The organism is Pseudomonas gebzensis, assembly GCF_034427815.1.
Taxonomy (GTDB): domain Bacteria; phylum Pseudomonadota; class Gammaproteobacteria; order Pseudomonadales; family Pseudomonadaceae; genus Aquipseudomonas.
The window spans coordinates 1-18,891 of record NZ_JAXQNS010000010.1; the positions used below are offsets into that span (position 1 = coordinate 1).

An 18,891-nucleotide genomic window follows, 5' to 3' on the forward strand; every position below is an offset into this window, starting at 1 on the left:
TCTGCGTTCCCGAAATTTCCCAAGTTTCAATCCAAGCCTCAATCCAAGCCTCAATCCCCGCTCAAGCCAACGCAAAATCGCCTTTCACCCGTGGTTGCGACTACCGGGGACAGATGGCATCGTTTCCCTTTGAACGCCTCCAGGTAGCCGCAATGTCGCAGTTCGATTCCATCACGCCCGGTTTCATGGTGATCCACGGTAACCGGTCAGATGACCTGCGAAGCCTGGTCGTGGAGTGGATGCGCAGTTACCCACTGCGGCCACTGGAAAATGAAGTGGTGCTGGTGCAGAGCAATGGCATCGCACAATGGCTGAAGATGGCGTTGGCGGCCGATCAGAATGATGGGGGCTGCGGCATCGCCGCTGCCATCGACGTGCAATTACCAGGAAGTTTCCTGTGGCGCCTGTACCGGGCCGTGCTGGGTCGCGAGGAAATTCCTGAAACGTCGGTATTGGATAAAGCCACGCTCGCGTGGCGCCTGATGCGCTTGCTGCCCACGGTGATCGAGCAACCGCTGTTCGCGCCACTGGCACGGTTTCTCAAAGACGATCGCGACATGCGCAAACGCTACCAGTTGTCCCTGCGCCTGGCCGATCTGTATGACCAATACCAGGTCTACCGCGCCGACTGGCTGGAAGACTGGGCGGCCGGCCGCTACCAGCTACGCAATGGTCGCGACCAATTGCGTCCCTTGCTCGAAGGCAATCAGTGGCAAGCAGCACTGTGGCAGGCGCTGCTTGCAGATGTCGGCGCCGACGGCATGGCGCAGAGTCGTGCCGGCGTGCACCAGCGCTACATGCAGATCGTCCAGTCCACACAAACGGCGCCCCCCGGGTTGCCGAGCCGCGTCATCGTGTTCGGCATCTCATCCCTGCCCGCCCAGGTTCTGCATGCCTTGGCAGGTCTGGCCCGATTCACCCAAGTGCTGCTCTGCGTGCACAACCCCTGCCGTCACCACTGGGCAGACATCGTCGCCGATAAAGACCTGCTCAGACGTGAATACCGCCGGCAAAGCCGCAAACCAGGCGTCCCGCTCCAGCTGGATGCCACCAGCCTGCACCAGCATGCCCAGCCCTTGCTCGCCGCGTGGGGCAAGCAAGGGCGCGACTACATTGCGCTGTTGGACGAATTCGACCAGCCAGACAGCTACCGAGGTGCGTTCAGCGATGGCAAGATCGATCTCTACAGCGATGAAGCCCCTGATTCACTGCTCAGCCAACTGCAGGACGACATTCTTGAACTGCGCCCACTCGCAGAAACCCGCGAGCGTTGGCCGGCAGTCGATCCGCAGCACGACGCATCCATTCGCTTCCACATCGCCCACAGTGCGCAGCGGGAAGTGGAAGTGCTGCATGACCAGTTGCTGGAACAGTTTTCCCGCAATCCCAAACTCAACCCGCGCGACATCATTGTCATGGTCCCCGACGTCAACGGCTATGCACCACACATCCGCGCGGTGTTCGGCCAGGTGCCGCGTGACGACAAACGCTTCATCCCTTTCACCCTCAACGACCAGGCCCAACGTGGCCGTGACCCGCTGCTCATCGCCCTCGAGCATCTGCTGAAACTGCCCGACAGCCGCTTCGCCGTCGGCGAGATCCTTGACCTGCTCGACGTGCCATCGCTACGGGCGCGTTTTGGTATCCCGGAGCAATCACTGGCCATCCTGCACCGTTGGATCGAAGGTGCCGGGGTGCGCTGGGGCTTGGATGCGCGGCAGCGTGAAGCGTTGGGCCTGCCGGGCAGCATGGAGCAGAACAGCTGGCGATTTGGCTTGCGGCGCATGCTCTTGGGCTATGCCGTGGGCAGTGGCGAACGCTTCGGTGGGGTCGAGCCCTACGACGAGGTCGGTGGCCTTGACGCGGCCTTGGTCGGCCCGCTGTTCGCTCTTATCGATCGCTTGGACCATTGGTATCAAGCGCTGCTCGAAGCCACCACACCAGAGGTCTGGAGCCAGCGCTTGCAAGGTCTGGTCAGCGACTTCTTCAAGCCCGAAGACGAGCACACCGAACACCTGCTCATTCAGCTCGACGAGCTGCGCGACCAGTGGCTGCAGACCTGCCAAGCCGTCGAGCTGCAAGAGGCCTTGCCGCTGACCGTGGTGCGTGAAGCCTGGCTGGCCGGGCTTGACCAGGGTGGCTTGAACCAACGTTTCCTGGCGGGCTCTGTGAACTTCTGCACGCTGATGCCGATGCGCGCCATTCCCTTCGAGATGGTCTGCCTGCTGGGCATGAACGATGGCGACTACCCCCGCGCACAGCCACCGCTGGACTTCGACCTGATGGCCGCCGATTACCGCCCAGGGGATCGCTCACGCCGCGAGGACGACCGCTACCTGATGCTCGAAGCGCTGCTGTCTGCGCGCAAGCAGCTGTACATCAGTTGGGTAGGGCGCAGCATCCGCGATAACACTGAGCGTCCACCCTCGGTGCTGGTTGGCCAGTTGCGCGATCACCTGGCTGCGGGCTGGCATCTGCACAGTGAAGCCGCAGGAAAAACCAACGGCCTACCGGCCGACGCCCTGATCCACGCACTGACGGTCGAACACCCTTTGCAGCCGTTCAGCATCCGCTACTTTCAGCAAGGCGAAGCCGCGCTGTTCAGCTATGCGCGGGAGTGGCAGGCGGTGCATGAAGCGTCCAGCGCAGTATCGACCCCGGCGCCTGACCTGCCACCGTTCGAGCCTGACGGCCCCTTGGCGATCGAAGGGCTGACCAATTTCCTGCGTAACCCCGTGAAGCACTTTTACACGCAGCGCTTGAAGGTGCACTTCGAGCAGGTGCAGGACGCGCTCGAAGAGGCCGAGCCTTTCATCTTGGACGGGTTGCAGCACTACACCCTCAGCACCGAGCTGCTAGAGACCGCGCTGCAAGACGGTGACGGCGAGCTTGAAGCGCGGCTGGGTACCCAAGCCAGCCGTTTGCAGGCCACCGGACGTCTGCCCATGGCCGGCTTCGGCCAATCGCTGCAAGCGGAGTTGATTGCCCCCTTGCCCGACCTGATCAGCCGCTACCAGGCGTTGCTGACGCGCTGGCCGACACCTGTGCACAGCGCGCTGCCGCTGTACGCTGCCGCCCACGGCATCGAGCTGGACGGCTGGCTGGCCGGCTTGCATGAAGGCGCAGACGGTACCCTGTTACGCGTGACGCTCATGGCCAACGCGATCAACGCCCGAGGTGGCCGCAAGTGGCCAAGGCTGATCGACAGCTGGATTCATCATCTGGTGGCCTGCGCGCAAGGTCTGCCGTTGCACACTGCGGTGGTGGCGAGCGACACCACGCTGCTTTTGCCCCCTCTGGGCGCCGACCACGCCCGCACGGCGCTTGCTGACTTGCTGCTGGCATGGCGCCAAGGTATGGCGCAGCCTTTGCCGGTGGCGCCGCGCACCGCGTTCGCGTTTCTCACCGGCAAAGACCGCGACGCCGGCCTCAAAGCTGCGCAGGTCGCCTATGAAGGCTCGGCGTTCGTGCCGGGCGGGGCCGGCGAGCGGGCCCGCGACATGGCGCTGGCCCGGCAATTCCCCGACTTCGCCGCACTGACGGCCGACGAATCATTCGAGGGCTGGGTGCAGGCGCTGTATGAACCGTTGTTCACTGCCCCTTGGGCGGACCTTCAGACCCAGGAGCCTGCCCGATGAGTCGCCCTCTGGCATTGACCTTCCCCCTGCGCGGCAGCCAACTGATCGAAGCCAGCGCCGGCACCGGCAAGACCTTCACCATCTCCGCCCTGTACCTGCGCCTGGTGCTCGGTCATGGCCAAGGCGAGCACGGTTTTGGCCGCGAGCTGCTGCCGCCGCAGATCCTGGTGGTGACCTTCACCGATGCCGCCACCAAAGAGCTGCGCGACCGCATTCGCGCGCGTCTGGCCCAGGCCGCGCAGTTTTTCCGCGAGGAAGTCCAAGCGCCGGATGCGTTGGTGAGCCAGCTGCGCGACGACTACCCCAGCGAGGCCTGGCCGCTCTGCGCCAGCAAGCTCGACGCCGCCGCCCAGTGGATGGACGAAGCCGCCGTTTCGACCATCCACGGCTGGTGCCAGCGCATGTTGCGCGAGCACGCCCTGGACAGCGGCAGCCTGTTCACCCAGAGCCTGGAGACCGACCACAGCGAACTGCTCAACGAAGTGGCGCGCGACTACTGGCGGCAGTTCTGCTACGCCATGGCCGGCGAGACCCTGGGCTGGGTCCGCGACAACTGGAAGTCCCCCACAACCTTGCTCGGCAGGGTCAAAGGCCTGCTCGGCAGCGCACCGCCGCTTGATCACAGCGCTGACCCCGCGCAGCACATCGAGGGCGGCCTGCGCCGGCGTCTGGCGGAACTGGCAGCGATCAAGCAACCCTGGGGCGTGTGGATCGAAGAGCTGCGCGCCCTGTTGCTGCAAGGCGTTGCCGACAAGGCCGTGGACGCGCGCAAGCTGCAGCCTCGTTATTTCGAGCCGTGGCTGGAAGCGCTGACGCAGTGGCACGCCACGCCGGACAGCCACCTGCTCGACATCGGCAAAGGCTTCGAGCGGCTCACGCCTGACGGCCTGGCCGAGGCCTGGAAAACCAGTCCGCCCAGCCACCCCGCGCTGGACGCCATGCTTACCCTGCGCCAACGCCTGCAGCAACTGCCCGACCCGGGTGCCGCGGCCCTCGACCACGCTGCCGCCTGGGTCCGCGCCCGTTTTGAAGACGAGAAGCGTCGGCGCGCCGAGATGGGCTTCGATGACATGCTGTTGCGCCTGGATGCCGCCCTGCGCGGTGAGTCAGGCGAGGCGCTGGGGCAGATCATCCGCGAGCAGTTCCCGGTCGCGCTGATCGACGAATTCCAGGACACCGACCCAGTGCAGTACCGCATCTTCGAGCGCATCTACCAGATCGAAGAAAACCGCCAGGACCTCGGCATCTTCCTCATCGGCGACCCTAAACAGGCCATCTATGCCTTCCGCGGCGCGGATATCCACACCTACCTGCGCGCGCGGCGTGCCAGTGCCGGACGGCTGCACAGCCTGGGCACCAACTTCCGCTCTACCCAAGCCATGGTGGCCGGCGTCAACCGCGTGTTCGAACACGCCGAGGCGCGGCCTGAGGGGCGGGGCGCGTTCCTGTTCCGCGACGGCCGCGACAACCCGGTGCCGTTCGTGTCGGTGGCGGCCAAGGGCCGTGAGGATGGGCTGGACGTCCAGGGCCAGGCGCAACCGGCGCTGACTTTCTGGGCCCTGGCCAGCGACAAACCGCTCGCCAAGGGTACCTACCGCGACCACCTCGCGCCGGCCTGCGCCAGTGAAATCGTGCGTCTGCTGGAACTGGCCAAGGCGGGCCAGTGCGGCTTCACCGGCAAGGACGGTCAACAGCGACCGCTGGCGCCGGCCGACATCGCCATCCTGGTGCGCGACGGCGGCGAAGCCCAGGCCATCCGCACGCAACTGCGCGCGCGCGGGGTGCGCAGTGTCTACCTGTCTGACAAAGAATCCGTGTTCCGCAGCCAAGAGGGGCTGGACGTGCTGGCCTGGCTGCGCGCCTGCGCCGAGCCCGACGCCGACCGCTTGCTGCGCGCCGCGCTGGCCAGCGTCACCCTGGCCCGGCCTTTGCCGGAGCTTGAAGCGCTCAACCGCGACGAGCTGACCTGGGAAAAGCGCGTCATGCAGTTTCGCGACTACCGCACGCTGTGGCGCACGCAAGGGGTACTGAGCATGCTGCGCCGGCTGCTGCACGACTTCCAGCTGCCGGTGCGCCTCACGGCCCGCGCCGATGGTGAGCGGGTGCTGACCAACCTGCTGCACCTGACCGAACTGCTGCAGCAGGCCTCGGCCGAGCTGGACGGTGAGCAGGCGCTGATCCGCTACCTGGGCGAGCGCCTGACCAGCGAGGCCGATGGCGGCGAGGATCAGGTGGTTCGGTTGGAAAGCGATGAGCAGTTGGTGAAGGTAGTGACCATTCACAAGTCCAAGGGCTTGGAATACCCGCTGGTGTTTCTGCCTTTCGTGTGCAGCGCGCGGCCGGTCGATGGCAGCCGTTTGCCGGTCGCTTGGCACGATGAGCAGGGCGAGGTGCGCAGCACCATGACCCCGGACGAGGCCGTCATTGCCGCCGCCGACGACGAGCGCTTGGGCGAAGACCTGCGGCTGCTGTACGTTGCGCTGACGCGTGCGCAATACGCATGCTGGCTGGGTGTTGCAGACCTCAAGCGCGGGCGGGAAAGCCGCTCGGTGCTGCACCGCTCGGCGCTGGGGTACCTGCTCGGTGGCGGCGCGCCGTTGCCCGAGTCGACCGGTCTGGCCGCGTGGCTGGCTGATGTACAGGGCGATCATCCAGCCGTGGCGGTGCAGGCCATGCCGGAGGCCAGCGAGCAGGTGTATACGCCAGTACGCCGCGAGCAGCGTCTGCAACCGGCGCGGGAGCCGTCCAGGCGCGCCGCCGAGTACTGGTGGATCGCCTCCTACAGTGCGCTGCGAATCGCCGACAGCATCGACGGCGACTGGGCGCCGGACAGCCTGCAGGCGCAGAACCTGCTGGACGATGAACCTCTCAGCAATGCCAATGAGCTCACAGGTGTGAGCGGTTCCATACACCAGTTCCCCCGTGGGCCGCACCCCGGCACCTTCCTCCACGGCTTGCTGGAATGGGCGGGGCGCGAGGGGTTCGGGCAGTTGGCCGAGCATCCACAAGCCTTGCGCAACACGGTCGCCCGCCGCTGCGCGACGCGCGGCTGGGACGGTTGGATTCCGACGCTGGAGCAGTGGCTCACTACCTTGCTCACAGTGGCATTGCCCTTGGCCGACGGCGCTGAAGTGCGCCTGTGCGACCTTGCCGATTACCGCTATGAACTGGAATTCTGGTTCGCCAGCCGCGACGTGGATGTGGTGCGCCTCGACACCCTGGTACGCCAGCACACGCACCACGGCGCCCCACGCGCGTCTGCCGAGGGCGGGCGCTTGAACGGGCTGTTCAAAGGCTTCATCGACCTCTGCTTCGAGCACGAAGGCCGCTATTACGTGGCTGACTACAAGTCCAACTGGCTGGGCGCGGATAACGCCAGTTACTCACACGCGGCCATGCAAGTGGCCATTCTCGAACACCGCTACGACCTGCAGTACGTGCTGTACCTGCTGGCCTTGCACCGCCAGCTCAAGGCCCGCCTGCCGGGCTATGACTACGACCAGCATGTCGGCGGCGCCGCATTCATCTTCCTGCGCGGGCTCAACGCGCGCAGTCGCGGTGTGTACTTCAGCCGTCCGCCGAAAGCCTTGATCGAGCAGCTCGACCAGCTGTTCCAAGGCACGCTGCAAACACTGGCCACCGCCGCTCAGGCTGATCTGTTCGCCGAGGTTCGTCCATGAACGATCTGTTCGCTGCCATACCTGCTGCAGGTGACGTGCTGCAAACACTGGCCACCGCCGCTCAGGCTGATCCGATTACCGAGGTTCGTCCATGAACGATCTGTTCACGCCCACACCGGCTGCGGCTGATGCGTTGCCCTCTCTGGCTGACCACGCCGGCTTGTTCGCGTTGCTCGACCGTTGGGTCGGCCAGGGTTGGCTGCGCGCGCTTGACCTGGCGCTGGTGCGCTTTCTCGATGAGCAAGCCTTGGGCAGCGAACCGCTGGTGTTGCTGGCGGCTGCCTTGACCAGCCATCAACTGGGCCACGGGCATGTCTGCCTTGACCTGGCGCAGACCCTCGCCGAACCGGATTTTGCGCTGTCGCTGCCGCCCGAGGGGGAAGACAGTGCCGCCGCGTCCGTGCTGCCTTCCAGCGTGATGGCCCACTTGGAGCTTGCGCAGTGGCTGCAGGTCCTGAGCGCATCGAGCTTGATCGCCGACGGCCTGCACGGTCCGAGCGATCGGCCGTTGGTGCTCAACGACGGGCGCCTGTACCTGCGTCGCTACTGGACCTATGAGCGCGCCGTCGAGGGCAGCCTGCGCAACCGCCTGGCGTTGCCGGTGGAGGTGCCGACGGATCTGTCGCAACGGCTTGCCGCGCTGTTCAGCGCCCCCGTCGCCGGCCAGATCGACTGGCAGAAACTGGCCTGCGCCCTGGCCACCCGTGCGGCGCTGAGCATCATCACCGGCGGCCCCGGCACCGGTAAAACCACCACCGTAGTGCGCTTGCTGGCGCTGTTGCAGGGCTCGCGCGTCGACGCCGATCGGCCGTTGCGCATCCGCCTGGCCGCCCCCACCGGCAAGGCCGCTGCACGCCTGACCGAATCGATCGGCGCGCAGGTGCAGAGCCTCGACATCACCACCGCGGTCAAGGCGCGCATTCCCACCGAAGTGACCACTGTGCACCGTCTGCTCGGCAGCCGCCCCGGCACCCGGCACTTTCGCCACCACCGCGGCAACCCGCTGCCGCTGGACGTGCTGGTGGTGGACGAGGCCTCGATGATCGACCTGGAGATGATGGCCAACCTGCTCGAAGCCCTGCCGCCGCGTGCGCGCCTGGTGCTACTGGGCGACAAGGATCAACTTGCTTCGGTGGAAGCCGGCGCCGTGCTCGGCGACCTGTGCCGCGACGCCGAAGCCGGCTTCTACAGCCCGGCGACCTGGGCCTGGCTGGAGTCCGTCGCCGGCCATTCGCTGGATGCCACCGGCCTGCGCGAAGGCGACCCGCAGCAGCATGCCCTGGCGCAACAGCTGGTGATGCTGCGCCATTCGCGCCGCTTCGCTGAAGGCAGCGGCATCGGCGAACTGGCCCGCGCCGTCAACGAACAACGCGCCGGTGACGCGCGCCGAGCGCTGGTCGACACCGGCTTCAACGACGTGGTCAGTTGCCGCGTGAAAAGCGAACACGACACCGCCCTCGACCGGCTGCTGATCACCGGCAGCGGCCAGGGCCGGCGCAGCGCAGGCGGTTACCGGCGCTACTTCGATGTGCTGCAACAGCAACGGCCGGCCCCCAGCACACCCATGGCCGATCCCGCCTGGGCCACCTGGGCCGCCGCCGTGCTCAGCGCCTTCGACCGCTTCCGCCTGCTCTGCGCCGTGCGCAAAGGCCCGTGGGGTGTCGAGGCGGTCAACCAGCGCGCCACCCGCGCCCTGGAAGGCGCCGGCCTGATCCAGGGCGAGCATCAGTGGTACGAAGGCCGCCCGGTATTGATCACCCGCAACGACTACGGCCTGGGCCTGATGAACGGTGACATCGGTGTCACCCTGTACCTGCCCGAAGCCGAAGACAGCGACCGCCTCGTGCTGCGCGTGGCCTTCCCGCGCAACGACGGTGGCGGCGGGGTGCGCCTGGTGCTGCCCAGCCGCCTCACCGAGGTGGAAACCGTCTACGCCATGACCGTGCACAAGTCCCAGGGCTCCGAGTTCGAGCACACCGCGCTGATCCTGCCGGATGTGCTGAACCCGGTGCTGACCAAGGAGCTGGTGTATACCGGCATCACTCGTGCGCGCGAGTGGTTCACGCTGGTGGAGCCGCGGGTGGGGGTGTTTGAAGAGGCGGTGAATCGCCGGGTGCGCCGGTTGAGCGGGTTGATGTTGGAGGCGGGAGAGTGAGGGAGGGCCCCTACACGACCGTGTTGATTCTAGAGACTTCACGGTCTTGTAGGAGCGACTTTAGTCGCGATGGACGGCGTAGCCGGCCTGATACAGTCAACACTGATGCAACTGACAGAACCTGTCCAACTGCCCCTTTGATCGGATTTGCCTCAAAGGCAGCTGGCTCCCACAGATCCCTGATAACTCAAAAAGCTACGTCCACTCCATGAGAGCGCTCATGGCTGCAACTCCGTGACGCTAGGCATCAACACGGGCATGTCCTGCCATTGGACCCATGCACTGTTCTGCCAATGCAGAAGGCTGACCGAGTGCCCTGCCCACTGAAGCGTCCTGAGCGCTGGCCGATCTCCGGACGAGGGGTGCGTCGTGCTGCGCAGCGCGGGAATGACCTCATGCGTGAGCCATTGGCGCAGATTTCGGTTCTCGGGGATCTGGTGATAGACCATCAGGGCATACATGCCTGACTCACTGACCATCAACGTGTCCCGCACGACGCCATGGTGGCTCAGCTTGAGAACACGGTACTGATCGGCATCGAGCTTGCGAATGGACCGCTCGCTTAGGGAATAGCCCATCAGCCGGCCCAGGTCGATTGCGCTGAACCAGGCTTGGGCGTCCAGTATCAACGCATGAAGGAAACGACTGTTGCGCGTGAATCGCGTGGTTTCGAAATGTTCGTTCATCTTGAGGTGTCCACTAGAAGTGCCAATTACCGCCCACTGACGCCAATCAGGGTGGGCGGAACCGTATGGGTTGGCGTACCGGCTAGTTGGACCCCGGCGCATCCGAAGATGCCCACATACGGCCCGCCCATAACGGACAGCCACATGCAGGGCACAAAAAAGCCGCGACAGCGGCTTTCATGCCTCCAAGCTAGCCAGGACGCCAATCCTGTATCGCTGATGAGCAGCGACGGGGCGACCTTACTGGCTGGGGTCTGCGAGTGCAAGCGTCTAATGAAGTCATGCTTCGAGGCCTGGTAACTCGACTTGATCTGGTTGCTGATCGCTTACACCAAGGCGAAACTCGGCAATCTTCCAGCCACTTTCTTGAATCGACTGAAGAGAAATTACCCATGGTTCATGAAATGGATCGCTTTCAACAGGACCTGTTGGCATCAGGGCGTCAGATGAAAGCAGGCAAAGCGGCACGCACGACTCAGGCCGTGGTTTCCGCTGCGGCTGAGGTGCGGGCGAAGGTAGGCTTCTCTCAACGTGCATTCCCCGCACTATTGGGTGTCAGTTCGCGCACCCTGCAGGACTGGGAACAGGGCCGACGTACACCTACTGGCGCGGCGCGACCTTACTGCAAGTTGCCAGGCAGCATCCGGAGGCCCTTCGAAATGTGCAGACCATTTGAAGCCCGAGGTCGCTGACCGCCCCGTGAGTGGTTGATGCGTAAACAAGCATCAGGTCCTCCGTTGGCCATCATCCCGTAGGTGCACCGAGCCGCTACTTCACATGGCTGCTTAACTTGAAACGCGAGATTTCCGCCCAAGCGCCCGATAACGAATTGTTCAAGAACCCTACAGGTCTGGTCGGCTATGACTTACCAAAATGACGTGAGTACATTAGCCAATATGGGGCGGACATCCTCCCATTGCTCGATGCTCTTTCAGAGCGTATCAGTACTAGCTATGCATACTACGAGTCCAACCAGCATCTGGGCGAAGTCGCTCATGAGTTGGTGATCAACTCCAAGGGACGTCGCGACCACCTGGCTACCAAGCTGCTGGAGTTGCTGCCTAGCATCACCCGTCCGTTCACACAGGCAGGCCGTGAGGCTTTCGAGCTGCTGCAAGCTGCCCTGTTGTCCGAGGTCGATGCCGATTCATTGTTCAAGGCGGGCTTGGACCCCACAGCACTCCGAGGTCATCGAGGTCGCTTGTCGGCGTTCCGCTCTGCATCACAAGGCCAGAGGTCAGCGGGTTGAGGTCGTCCGTATCTCTGCCTACGAGCTGAACTACACCCGCCTACTTCAAGCTATGCAGCGCAAGTACAAGGCCACTCAAGAGCCGCACCATCTGGAACGCGAAGCTGAGGTAATGGCTGGCCGGAAGCAAAAATTGATTGATCAAGCCGACCGCAAGGACGCACTGATCCGCAAGGTGCGAGCTGGCGATATCACCACCGAGGAACTGCGCGAACTGGAAGCCCTGTGACACTGTGGCAAGTACCTGGGAGAACAAGTGGCACAAGGTGCAGAGGCGCATAGGCAAGCAGAGACGATGGGCTGTGTGAGTGTACATGCGCGGCCTGTAACAACTGAGTCGATCCATCCACTACCCGAGAGGGGTCAGGTATTAGCCCGGCCCGCCTAGCACTGTATTGGATGCAGGCAGGTCGAACCTCAAAGAAATTTTTAGCACGTCAACTCCCCGTTTCGGGCGGTATCTGTCTTTTCGACTTGATCGTGCTACCCAGCCCAGAGTGTGAGGAGCGTCACTAATTTGAACCGTTCGCTTGGCATACCTCCATCAGTAGCATCAAGAAGGCATGAGCACGGTTGGTCTGGATAACCTTCAGATAGTACGCGAGGGTGAACTATAGCGGTATAGGCTTCCGTAACCGCTGAACAGTTGAACATTTAGTTAAGCACTGTCCAGCGAGCTGCTAAAAGTATCCTACAGATAATGTCAAGACTCTGGAGGAGGATCAGATGGCTTGTTTGCTAGCCTGCTTTCCCCTAGGAAAAGTTTATTAGAATCAATGTAGGGCTTAAGTTTTCGCAGTCGGCGATAGTAAGCTAGTAACGCTCGAAGCTGATGCAGGGAGTCAATGTTTAGCTCGCCAAATTGAGTTCTATAATCATCCCAATGCATCAATCTAAAGAAAAAGCTAACAAGCTCGTCGAGTCTTTGAAGAACTTGTGGAGGCAATGTATGGCTAACGCTATCTCGTTCGTCATCAAAGCCGTTTATGTTATTCTCTTTGAAGTACCTATATGTAGATGAGTAAAACTCTTCTAGGGCGATGAAGGCGTTGTTGTCTCGTAGCTGTTGAGCTGAGGTTTCGATTTGCCTTGCAAGGCTTGGTAATAAATCTAGTTTGATGTGTCCCGGAGAGTTATAGCGCATCTCTACAACTTGAGCTCTGTGGATCGAGGGTGTGACCTGATTTAATCCAGAGAAGAGATGAACAGCACTAAAACCCCCAGTCCAGTTGCCTGCGAGCCGCCCTAGCGTGCTTTGGATCGCTGTACGATGCAGATGCTCAAGGCCGTAATGGAAAGAATATAATTGCTGATAGATACGAGGTATTGCAGCTATGTCGTCAATGTACATGTCACCGTCCAACCCGAGGAAATAGTCCTCTGTCACTTCCTCTGCGAGCTTAGAGGCTGCATCGGTAGCGATCTCCGGCGTGAGAAAGGAGTCTTCGTCAGGTAGATATACTTCTGGAAGTTTTTCGACGGTAGTTATCTTGGCAGAATTTCGGCGCTTTGGAGAGCTTCCAGTGCTAAAGGTGGCAATCCACGAAGAGTTAATGAATATATCACGAAGAGTAACCTCAAGCTCTAGGTAGCCTCTTAAAGCTCCCCGGGATACTGGAATAACGCCCCACCTGTTAGTACTTTCTGTACAGTCGAGCCATACGTAAAGCAAATCCTGGCCTTGCTCATCCCTATAGAGGCTAAGCATTGGGCCTTCAAAATCTATAAGGTCCGCGTTCCAAGTATGTTTTGAAAAGAACTTTGGCTCAAGCTTATCTCCAATGATGGATGGTAACTTCATGGGATTGGACTCATGCCAGACACGCTAGAGTTCAGATTTGCCGTGGCGTAGGGGTGAAGGTCGAAATGGCCATGTCTATCAGCTGCGGAACAAACGCCGTGAGTGGGTGTGATCGAAATACACGCGACGTGATCCCCAAGTCTTTTGCGCGCCATCTTGAAGTTTTTCTCAAGATACTTAAAGGCCAAAACGCTTTGGTCCAATGTTAGGTACATCGAAAGCCCCCAGCAAGAGCACACCTTGGACGGAGCGTCCTCTTTCAAGAGTCGTGGAGGGTTCCTCACTGCTACTGGGTGGAAGCAACGTTCAGTTATCGGGTTGGCAACCCACCTCCAAGCATTTAACGTCAGTGACGATGCTCCTAGTGGCGGGCACTGGATGCCGCTGTCGTTCAGCTCCGATAGCTGTTCGCTATAAATGTATGACTGGGCGTCCATTTGTTCCCTCTCAATCCCTGTGGTAGGCGTCAATTTGCCATCATTTCATAATTCCTTGATTTGCGGAAGCACGTACTTTTGTGTTGAGATTTTTGGCGATGAGTGGCGTAGACGATAAAAATACGGTTCTCAGCCAGTCAGAACGGAATATCATCGAAGCTGCTAAAATCTGGCACTGGTTTTGGTTTATACCGCTCGACAGCGTCCAGCCTTGCATAAATATTAGCTTCTATTATGTTTCTTTTTTCTTTGCTACTGCTGCATAGGAGTGCTAGAAATTTTTTGATTACACTGACGGACATTTTGTGATTCTTGTTATAGTAGTAGGCACCATTTATGAAGCATTTAATTACTTCGGTATTAGAGGTGACTTGGTTTTCAAGCATCACGCTTTTATATACTTTCTCTAAGCGAACAGAAAACTCATCAACCTCAAAATATTTGGCATCAGATACTATTTTTGAGACTGCCCATTCGAGGCTGCGGGAGAAGTCCTGATAAGTCGAAATTTCATAATTTGTAAAAGCTACCGATTCTGTTGTGTTGTTTAGCGCCGCTTCCCTTGCGCGAGCGAAGGAATCAATGCGCTCGTGTGGCGAACGTTTCGTCATCTCTTCTAGCAGGGCAGAATGGTTGAACGAGACTATAGCGTTTTCGAATATTATTTTGTCGAACAGTTTTCCGACAAAGTATACCTCAGTTGCATGTGTATACAGTTGGCTTTCGAATTCTACCGGAAGTTCACACCACCAATTGAGTGAGATGCTTTTGTCAAAGTCTACGATTTCGAGAACTTTCTTTCCGAATCCGAAATCAATAATTTTGACAACGCCATTATTTGTAACCATTAAGTTTGATGGTCTAATATCTCGGTGAAGAATGTTTCGTGATTCAAGATGGGCGAAGGCATCAATTATCTGCAAAAATACCTCGTTTGTGCTTTCGGGGTGCCGTGTCAGATACTCCTCAATGTCGGTGCCTTCTACATACTCCATGAAAATATACCCAGCATATTTTTCTGGATATAGCATGTAGTTGAAAACGCGGACGACATTGATGTGATGCAATGAATACATTATTTTTATTTCGGCCACGAAGCCTTTATATAAAGCCTCTTTCCACTCGTCCAGGAGTGGGGAATATTTCTTACATACCAGATACTCATCAATCTCATCATCATGCAGCAAAACTGTTTTGCCACACGCTCCTTGGCCTAGCTCAGCTTGGAGGACAAAGCTTCTACTTAGTGGAAAATGGATTTTCTGATTGATCTGCATTAGTCGCGTCCCTCGCTATTCCGCCGAAGACTAACAGGATAGGAGTGATTTCGGAATGACATCATTATTCAAATTTGGCTTCCTCATGGGGGGGTGACCTGTCGCAGAGGGGCGCTGTGTGGCGGCAGGCCGTTACCGGCCTGTCGGCTATTCGACTTGATCCTACACGACCCGCACATCGTCGCCACATGGGCTTGAAACCAATCAAGGTGCTTTCGGGTGTAACAAGTCATGTATCAACCAGTGTCACAAATCTTTGGTCACTGCCCTGCTATCCCCCGATACGATACAACCACCTGATTCCTTAAAAATTTCAATCCAAAAACGTCATCCGCCCGGTGTCGCCTAACAGAAACGCCTGATTGCGCTCGGTCGCCTCACGTATGTAATCCCACACCAACACAATCCGCCGCAATTTGCGCAGGTCCTCCCGGCAATACATCCAGAACTCCCGCGTCACCTCCACCTCTTCCGGCAACACCTCCACCAGCCGCGCATCCTGTCCCGCCAGGAAGCACGGCAGGATCGCCAGGCCATGCCCTTGCACCGCCGCGGTGTACTGCGCGATCACGCTGGTGCTGCGCAGGGGCGCGTGGGCGTTGGGGATCAGGTTGTTCAGGTAGAGCAGTTCGGGGCTGAAGGCGAGGTCTTCGACGTAGCTGATGAAGCGGTGCTGGCTCAGGTCGCCGACCTGTTGCAGGGGCGGGTGGCGTTCGAGGTAGGCGGGGGTGGCGTACAGGCGCAGGCGGTAGTTGCAGAGTTTGCAGCACACGTAGGCGCCGTGTTCGGGGCGTTCCAGGGCGATGACGATGTCGGCTTCGCGCTTGGACAGGCTGATGAAGTGCGGCAGCGGCAGGATGTCGATGGAGATGGCCGGGTAGGTGTCGACGAAGTGGCTCAGTTGTGGGGTGATGAAAAAGGTGCCGAAGCCTTCGGTGCAGCCGATGCGCACATGGCCCGACAGCGCCATGCCGGAGCCGGAGACTTGCTCGCAGGCCATGTGCAGGGTGCTTTCGATGGACTCGGCATAGCCGAGCAGGCGCTGGCCTTCGAGGGTCAGCACGAAGCCGCTGGTGCGGGATTTTTCGAACAACAAGGTGCCAAGGGCGTGCTCCAGGGCGCTGACCCGGCGCGACACGGTGGTGTAGTCGACGCCCAGGCGCTTGGCCGCGCTGCTGGCCTTGCGGGTGCGCGCCACTTCCAGGAAGAACTTGAGGTCGTCCCAGTTCAGTGCGCTGAGGCGGGTGGGGTCTTTCTGCATGACGATCCGGTTTTTTTGTTGGGTTTTGCAGGATGTTTGCACATCTATACTCGAATTCATCCCCATGGCGCCATGCTGCCACTGTGCTGGCGCCTGCGATCTCGTCCTCACAACAATTCCAAGGAGAACGTCGATGAATGCCCCTCAACAGCCCGATCAGACTCAAGTTCAGCAGGTGAAGCTGCTGATCGACGGTCAATGGATCGAATCCCTTACGCAGGAATGGCGCGATGTGGTCAACCCGGCTACGCAACAGGTGCTGGCGCGTGTGCCGTTCGCCACTGACGCGGAAGTCAACGCAGCCATCGAGGCAGCGCAGCGGGCCTTCATCGGCTGGCGTGAAACCCCGATCGGCGCGCGCGCGCGGATCATGCTCAAGCTGCAGGCGTTGATCCGCGAGCACAGCCCGCGCATCGCGCAGACGTTGAGTGCAGAGCAAGGCAAGACCTTGGCCGATGCCGAAGGCGACATTTTCCGGGGCCTGGAAGTGGTCGAGCATGCGGCGGCCATCGGTACGTTGCAAATGGGCGAGTTCGCCGAGAACGTGGCCGGTGGCGTCGATACCTATACCTTGCGCCAGCCCATCGGGGTATGTGCGGGCATCACGCCGTTCAACTTCCCGGCGATGATTCCGCTGTGGATGTTTCCCATGGCCATCGCCTGCGGCAACACCTTCGTGCTCAAGCCTTCGGAGCAAGACCCGCTGTCGACCGTGATGCTGGTAGAGCTGGCGCTTGAAGCCGGTGTGCCGGCGGGGGTGCTGAACGTGGTGCATGGCGGCAAGCAGGTGGTCGATGCGCTGTGCACGCATCCGCACATCAAGGCGATTTCCTTCGTCGGCTCTACGGCAGTGGGCACCCATGTGCACACCCTCGCCAGCCAGCATGGCAAGCGCGTGCAGGCGATGATGGGGGCCAAGAACCATGCGGTGGTGCTGCCTGATGCCAATCGCACGCAAACGGTCAACGCACTGGTCGGCGCTGCCTTTGGCGCCGCCGGGCAGCGCTGCATGGCCACCTCGGTGGCGGTGCTGGTGGGCAAGGCGCGGGAGTGGTTGCCAGACATCAAGGCCGCAGCCAGCCAGCTCAGGGTCAATGCCGGGTGCGAGGCGGGCACAGACGTCGGGCCGCTGATTTCCAAGCGTGCCCAGGAGCGGGTGCTGAGGTTGATCGCGCGCGGTGTCGAACAGGACGCAACGCTGGACCTGGATGGTCGCGGCGTGCAGGTGCCGGGGTACGAGCAGGGTAACTTCGTGGGGCCGACGCTGTTTTCCGGGGTCACCACCGAGATGGACATCTACACCCAGGAAATCTTCGGACCGGTATTGGTGACGCTTGCGGTCGACACGCTGGATGAAGCCATCGCGCTGGTCAACCGCAACCCGTTCGGCAATGGCACGGGTTTGTTCACCCAGAGCGGGGCAGCAGCGCGCAAGTTCCAGAGCGAGATCGATGTGGGCCAGGTGGGGATCAATATCCCGATTCCGGTGCCGGTGCCGCTGTTCAGCTTCACCGGTTCGCGCGGCTCGAAGCTGGGCGACCTGGGGCCTTATGGCAAGCAGGTGATCCAGTTCTACACCCAGACCAAGACCGTGACGGCGCGCTGGTTCGACGATGACAGCGTCAACGACGGTGTGAACACGACCATCAGCCTGCGTTGAGGAGATCGCCATGCGTATTGCATTCATAGGCTTGGGCAACATGGGCGCACCGATGGCGCGCAACCTGCTCAAGGCCGGGTATCAGCTGAACCTGTTCGACCTCAACCAGGGCGTGCTCGCTGAACTGAGCGCCATGGGCGGGCAGATCAGTACCTCGCCCAAAGACGCTGCGGCCACGGCTGACGCCGTGATCACCATGCTGCCGGCTGCGGCGCACGTGCGCAGCGTGTACCTGAATGAGGACGGAGTGCTGGCCGGCATCCGCGCCGGTACGCCGACGCTGGACTGCAGCACCATCGACCCGCAGACCGCGCGCCAGGTGAGCGAAGCGGCCAAGGCCAAAGGCGTCGATTTGGGCGATGCGCCGGTGTCGGGCGGTACCGGTGGCGCGGCGGCAGGCACCCTGACCTTCATGGTCGGCGCCAGTGACGCGCTGTTCACGGCGTTCAAACCGGTGCTGGCGCATATGGGGCGAAATATCGTGCATTGCGGCGGCGTGGGCACGGGGCAGATCGCCAAGATCTGCAACAACCTGCTGCTGGGCATTTCCATGATCGGCGTGTCGGAAGCGATGGCGCTGGGCGATGCGCTGGGGATCGACACGCAGGTGCTGGCAGGCATCATCAACAGCTCGACCGGGCGCTGCTGGAGCTCGGATACCTATAACCCTTGGCCGGGGGTCATCGACACGGCGCCGGCGGCGCGCGGGTATACCGGTGGGTTTGGGGCGGAGCTGATGCTCAAGGACCTGGGCCTGGCGACAGAGGCCGCGCGACAGGCGCATCAGCCGGTGATCATGGGCGCGGTGGCGCAGCAGCTGTATCAGGCCATGAGTTTGCGCGGGGAGGGCGGGAAGGACTTCTCGGCGATCGTCGAGGGGTATCGGCGGCGCATGGAGTAGGCCTGCTGCGCAGACCATGGCGGCTAACCGGAGCGCCGGGCCGGCCGCTCCTATAGGGACCGCGGTAGGCAGGCTCCTTCGGTTTCCAGTGCGCAGTCGGATCTTGCGAAGAAATGCGACCCAGCCTAAAAACGACTTCGCCCGCA

At 60.9% G+C, this 18,891-nt stretch carries 11 protein-coding genes and 1 pseudogene; 8 read left to right on the plus strand and 4 right to left on the minus strand.

The genetic code is table 11. The features are described 5' to 3' along the window. Positions 1-152 precede the first annotated feature (152 nt). From recC to recD, 3 genes are all read left to right on the plus strand, one after another. A complete protein-coding gene (recC, locus tag SJI00_RS17995) occupies positions 153-3,638 on the plus strand; it encodes an exodeoxyribonuclease V subunit gamma (RefSeq protein ID WP_322463031.1) in 3,486 nt (1,161 codons plus the stop codon). Continuing rightward, the gene (gene recB / locus SJI00_RS18000; RefSeq protein ID WP_322463032.1) at positions 3,635-7,318 is read left to right on the plus strand and encodes an exodeoxyribonuclease V subunit beta; all 3,684 of its coding nucleotides are present in this window, start codon (positions 3,635-3,637) and stop codon (positions 7,316-7,318) included. The genes recC and recB overlap by 4 nt, the downstream gene beginning before the upstream one ends. 91 nt (positions 7,319-7,409) lie before the next feature. Then, positions 7,410-9,473, plus strand: coding sequence for an exodeoxyribonuclease V subunit alpha (gene recD / locus SJI00_RS18005; RefSeq protein WP_322463033.1), 2,064 nt, complete (start codon positions 7,410-7,412; stop codon positions 9,471-9,473). A 218-nt stretch (positions 9,474-9,691) separates the two neighbouring features. Here the strand turns inward: recD and SJI00_RS18010 are convergent, their stop codons facing one another. After that, the gene (locus SJI00_RS18010; RefSeq protein ID WP_322463034.1) at positions 9,692-10,159 is read right to left on the minus strand and encodes a BRO-N domain-containing protein; all 468 of its coding nucleotides are present in this window, start codon (positions 10,157-10,159) and stop codon (positions 9,692-9,694) included. 392 nt (positions 10,160-10,551) lie between these two features. Between SJI00_RS18010 and SJI00_RS18015 the strand changes: the two are divergent. From SJI00_RS18015 to SJI00_RS18025, 3 genes and pseudogenes are all read left to right on the plus strand, one after another. After that, positions 10,552-10,835: pseudogene (locus tag SJI00_RS18015) on the plus strand (helix-turn-helix domain-containing protein). Between the two features lie 240 nt (positions 10,836-11,075). Continuing rightward, positions 11,076-11,408, plus strand: a complete 333-nt coding sequence (locus tag SJI00_RS18020; protein ID WP_322463035.1) for a hypothetical protein — start codon at positions 11,076-11,078, stop codon at positions 11,406-11,408. A gap of 52 nt (positions 11,409-11,460) precedes the next feature. Then, positions 11,461-11,637 carry a hypothetical protein gene (locus tag SJI00_RS18025; RefSeq protein WP_322463036.1) on the plus strand — a complete coding sequence of 59 codons (177 nt, stop codon included), beginning with the start codon at positions 11,461-11,463 and terminating at the stop codon, positions 11,635-11,637. A 474-nt stretch (positions 11,638-12,111) separates the two neighbouring features. Here SJI00_RS18025 and SJI00_RS18030 read toward each other — a convergent pair whose 3' ends face one another. The 3 genes from SJI00_RS18030 to SJI00_RS18040 all read right to left on the minus strand — a co-directional run bounded on the left by SJI00_RS18030 (position 12,112) and on the right by SJI00_RS18040 (position 16,184). Continuing rightward, on the minus strand, positions 12,112-13,209 hold the full coding sequence (locus tag SJI00_RS18030) for a DUF6575 domain-containing protein (protein ID WP_322463037.1): 1,098 nt from the start codon (positions 13,207-13,209) through the stop codon (positions 12,112-12,114). Positions 13,210-13,783: 574 nt separating this feature from the next. Next, on the minus strand, positions 13,784-14,923 hold the full coding sequence (locus tag SJI00_RS18035) for a protein kinase family protein (RefSeq protein WP_322463038.1): 1,140 nt from the start codon (positions 14,921-14,923) through the stop codon (positions 13,784-13,786). Positions 14,924-15,236: 313 nt separating this feature from the next. Further along, the gene (locus SJI00_RS18040; RefSeq protein ID WP_322463039.1) at positions 15,237-16,184 is read right to left on the minus strand and encodes a LysR family transcriptional regulator; all 948 of its coding nucleotides are present in this window, start codon (positions 16,182-16,184) and stop codon (positions 15,237-15,239) included. Positions 16,185-16,317: 133 nt separating this feature from the next. Here SJI00_RS18040 and SJI00_RS18045 point away from each other — a divergent pair, with 133 nt between their 5' ends. Both SJI00_RS18045 and mmsB read left to right on the plus strand, forming a co-directional pair. Then, a complete protein-coding gene (locus SJI00_RS18045) occupies positions 16,318-17,844 on the plus strand; it encodes a CoA-acylating methylmalonate-semialdehyde dehydrogenase (RefSeq protein ID WP_322463040.1) in 1,527 nt (508 codons plus the stop codon). A gap of 10 nt (positions 17,845-17,854) precedes the next feature. Beyond that, positions 17,855-18,745 carry a 3-hydroxyisobutyrate dehydrogenase gene (gene mmsB / locus SJI00_RS18050; protein WP_322463041.1) on the plus strand — a complete coding sequence of 297 codons (891 nt, stop codon included), beginning with the start codon at positions 17,855-17,857 and terminating at the stop codon, positions 18,743-18,745. Positions 18,746-18,891: the final 146 nt, after the last annotated feature.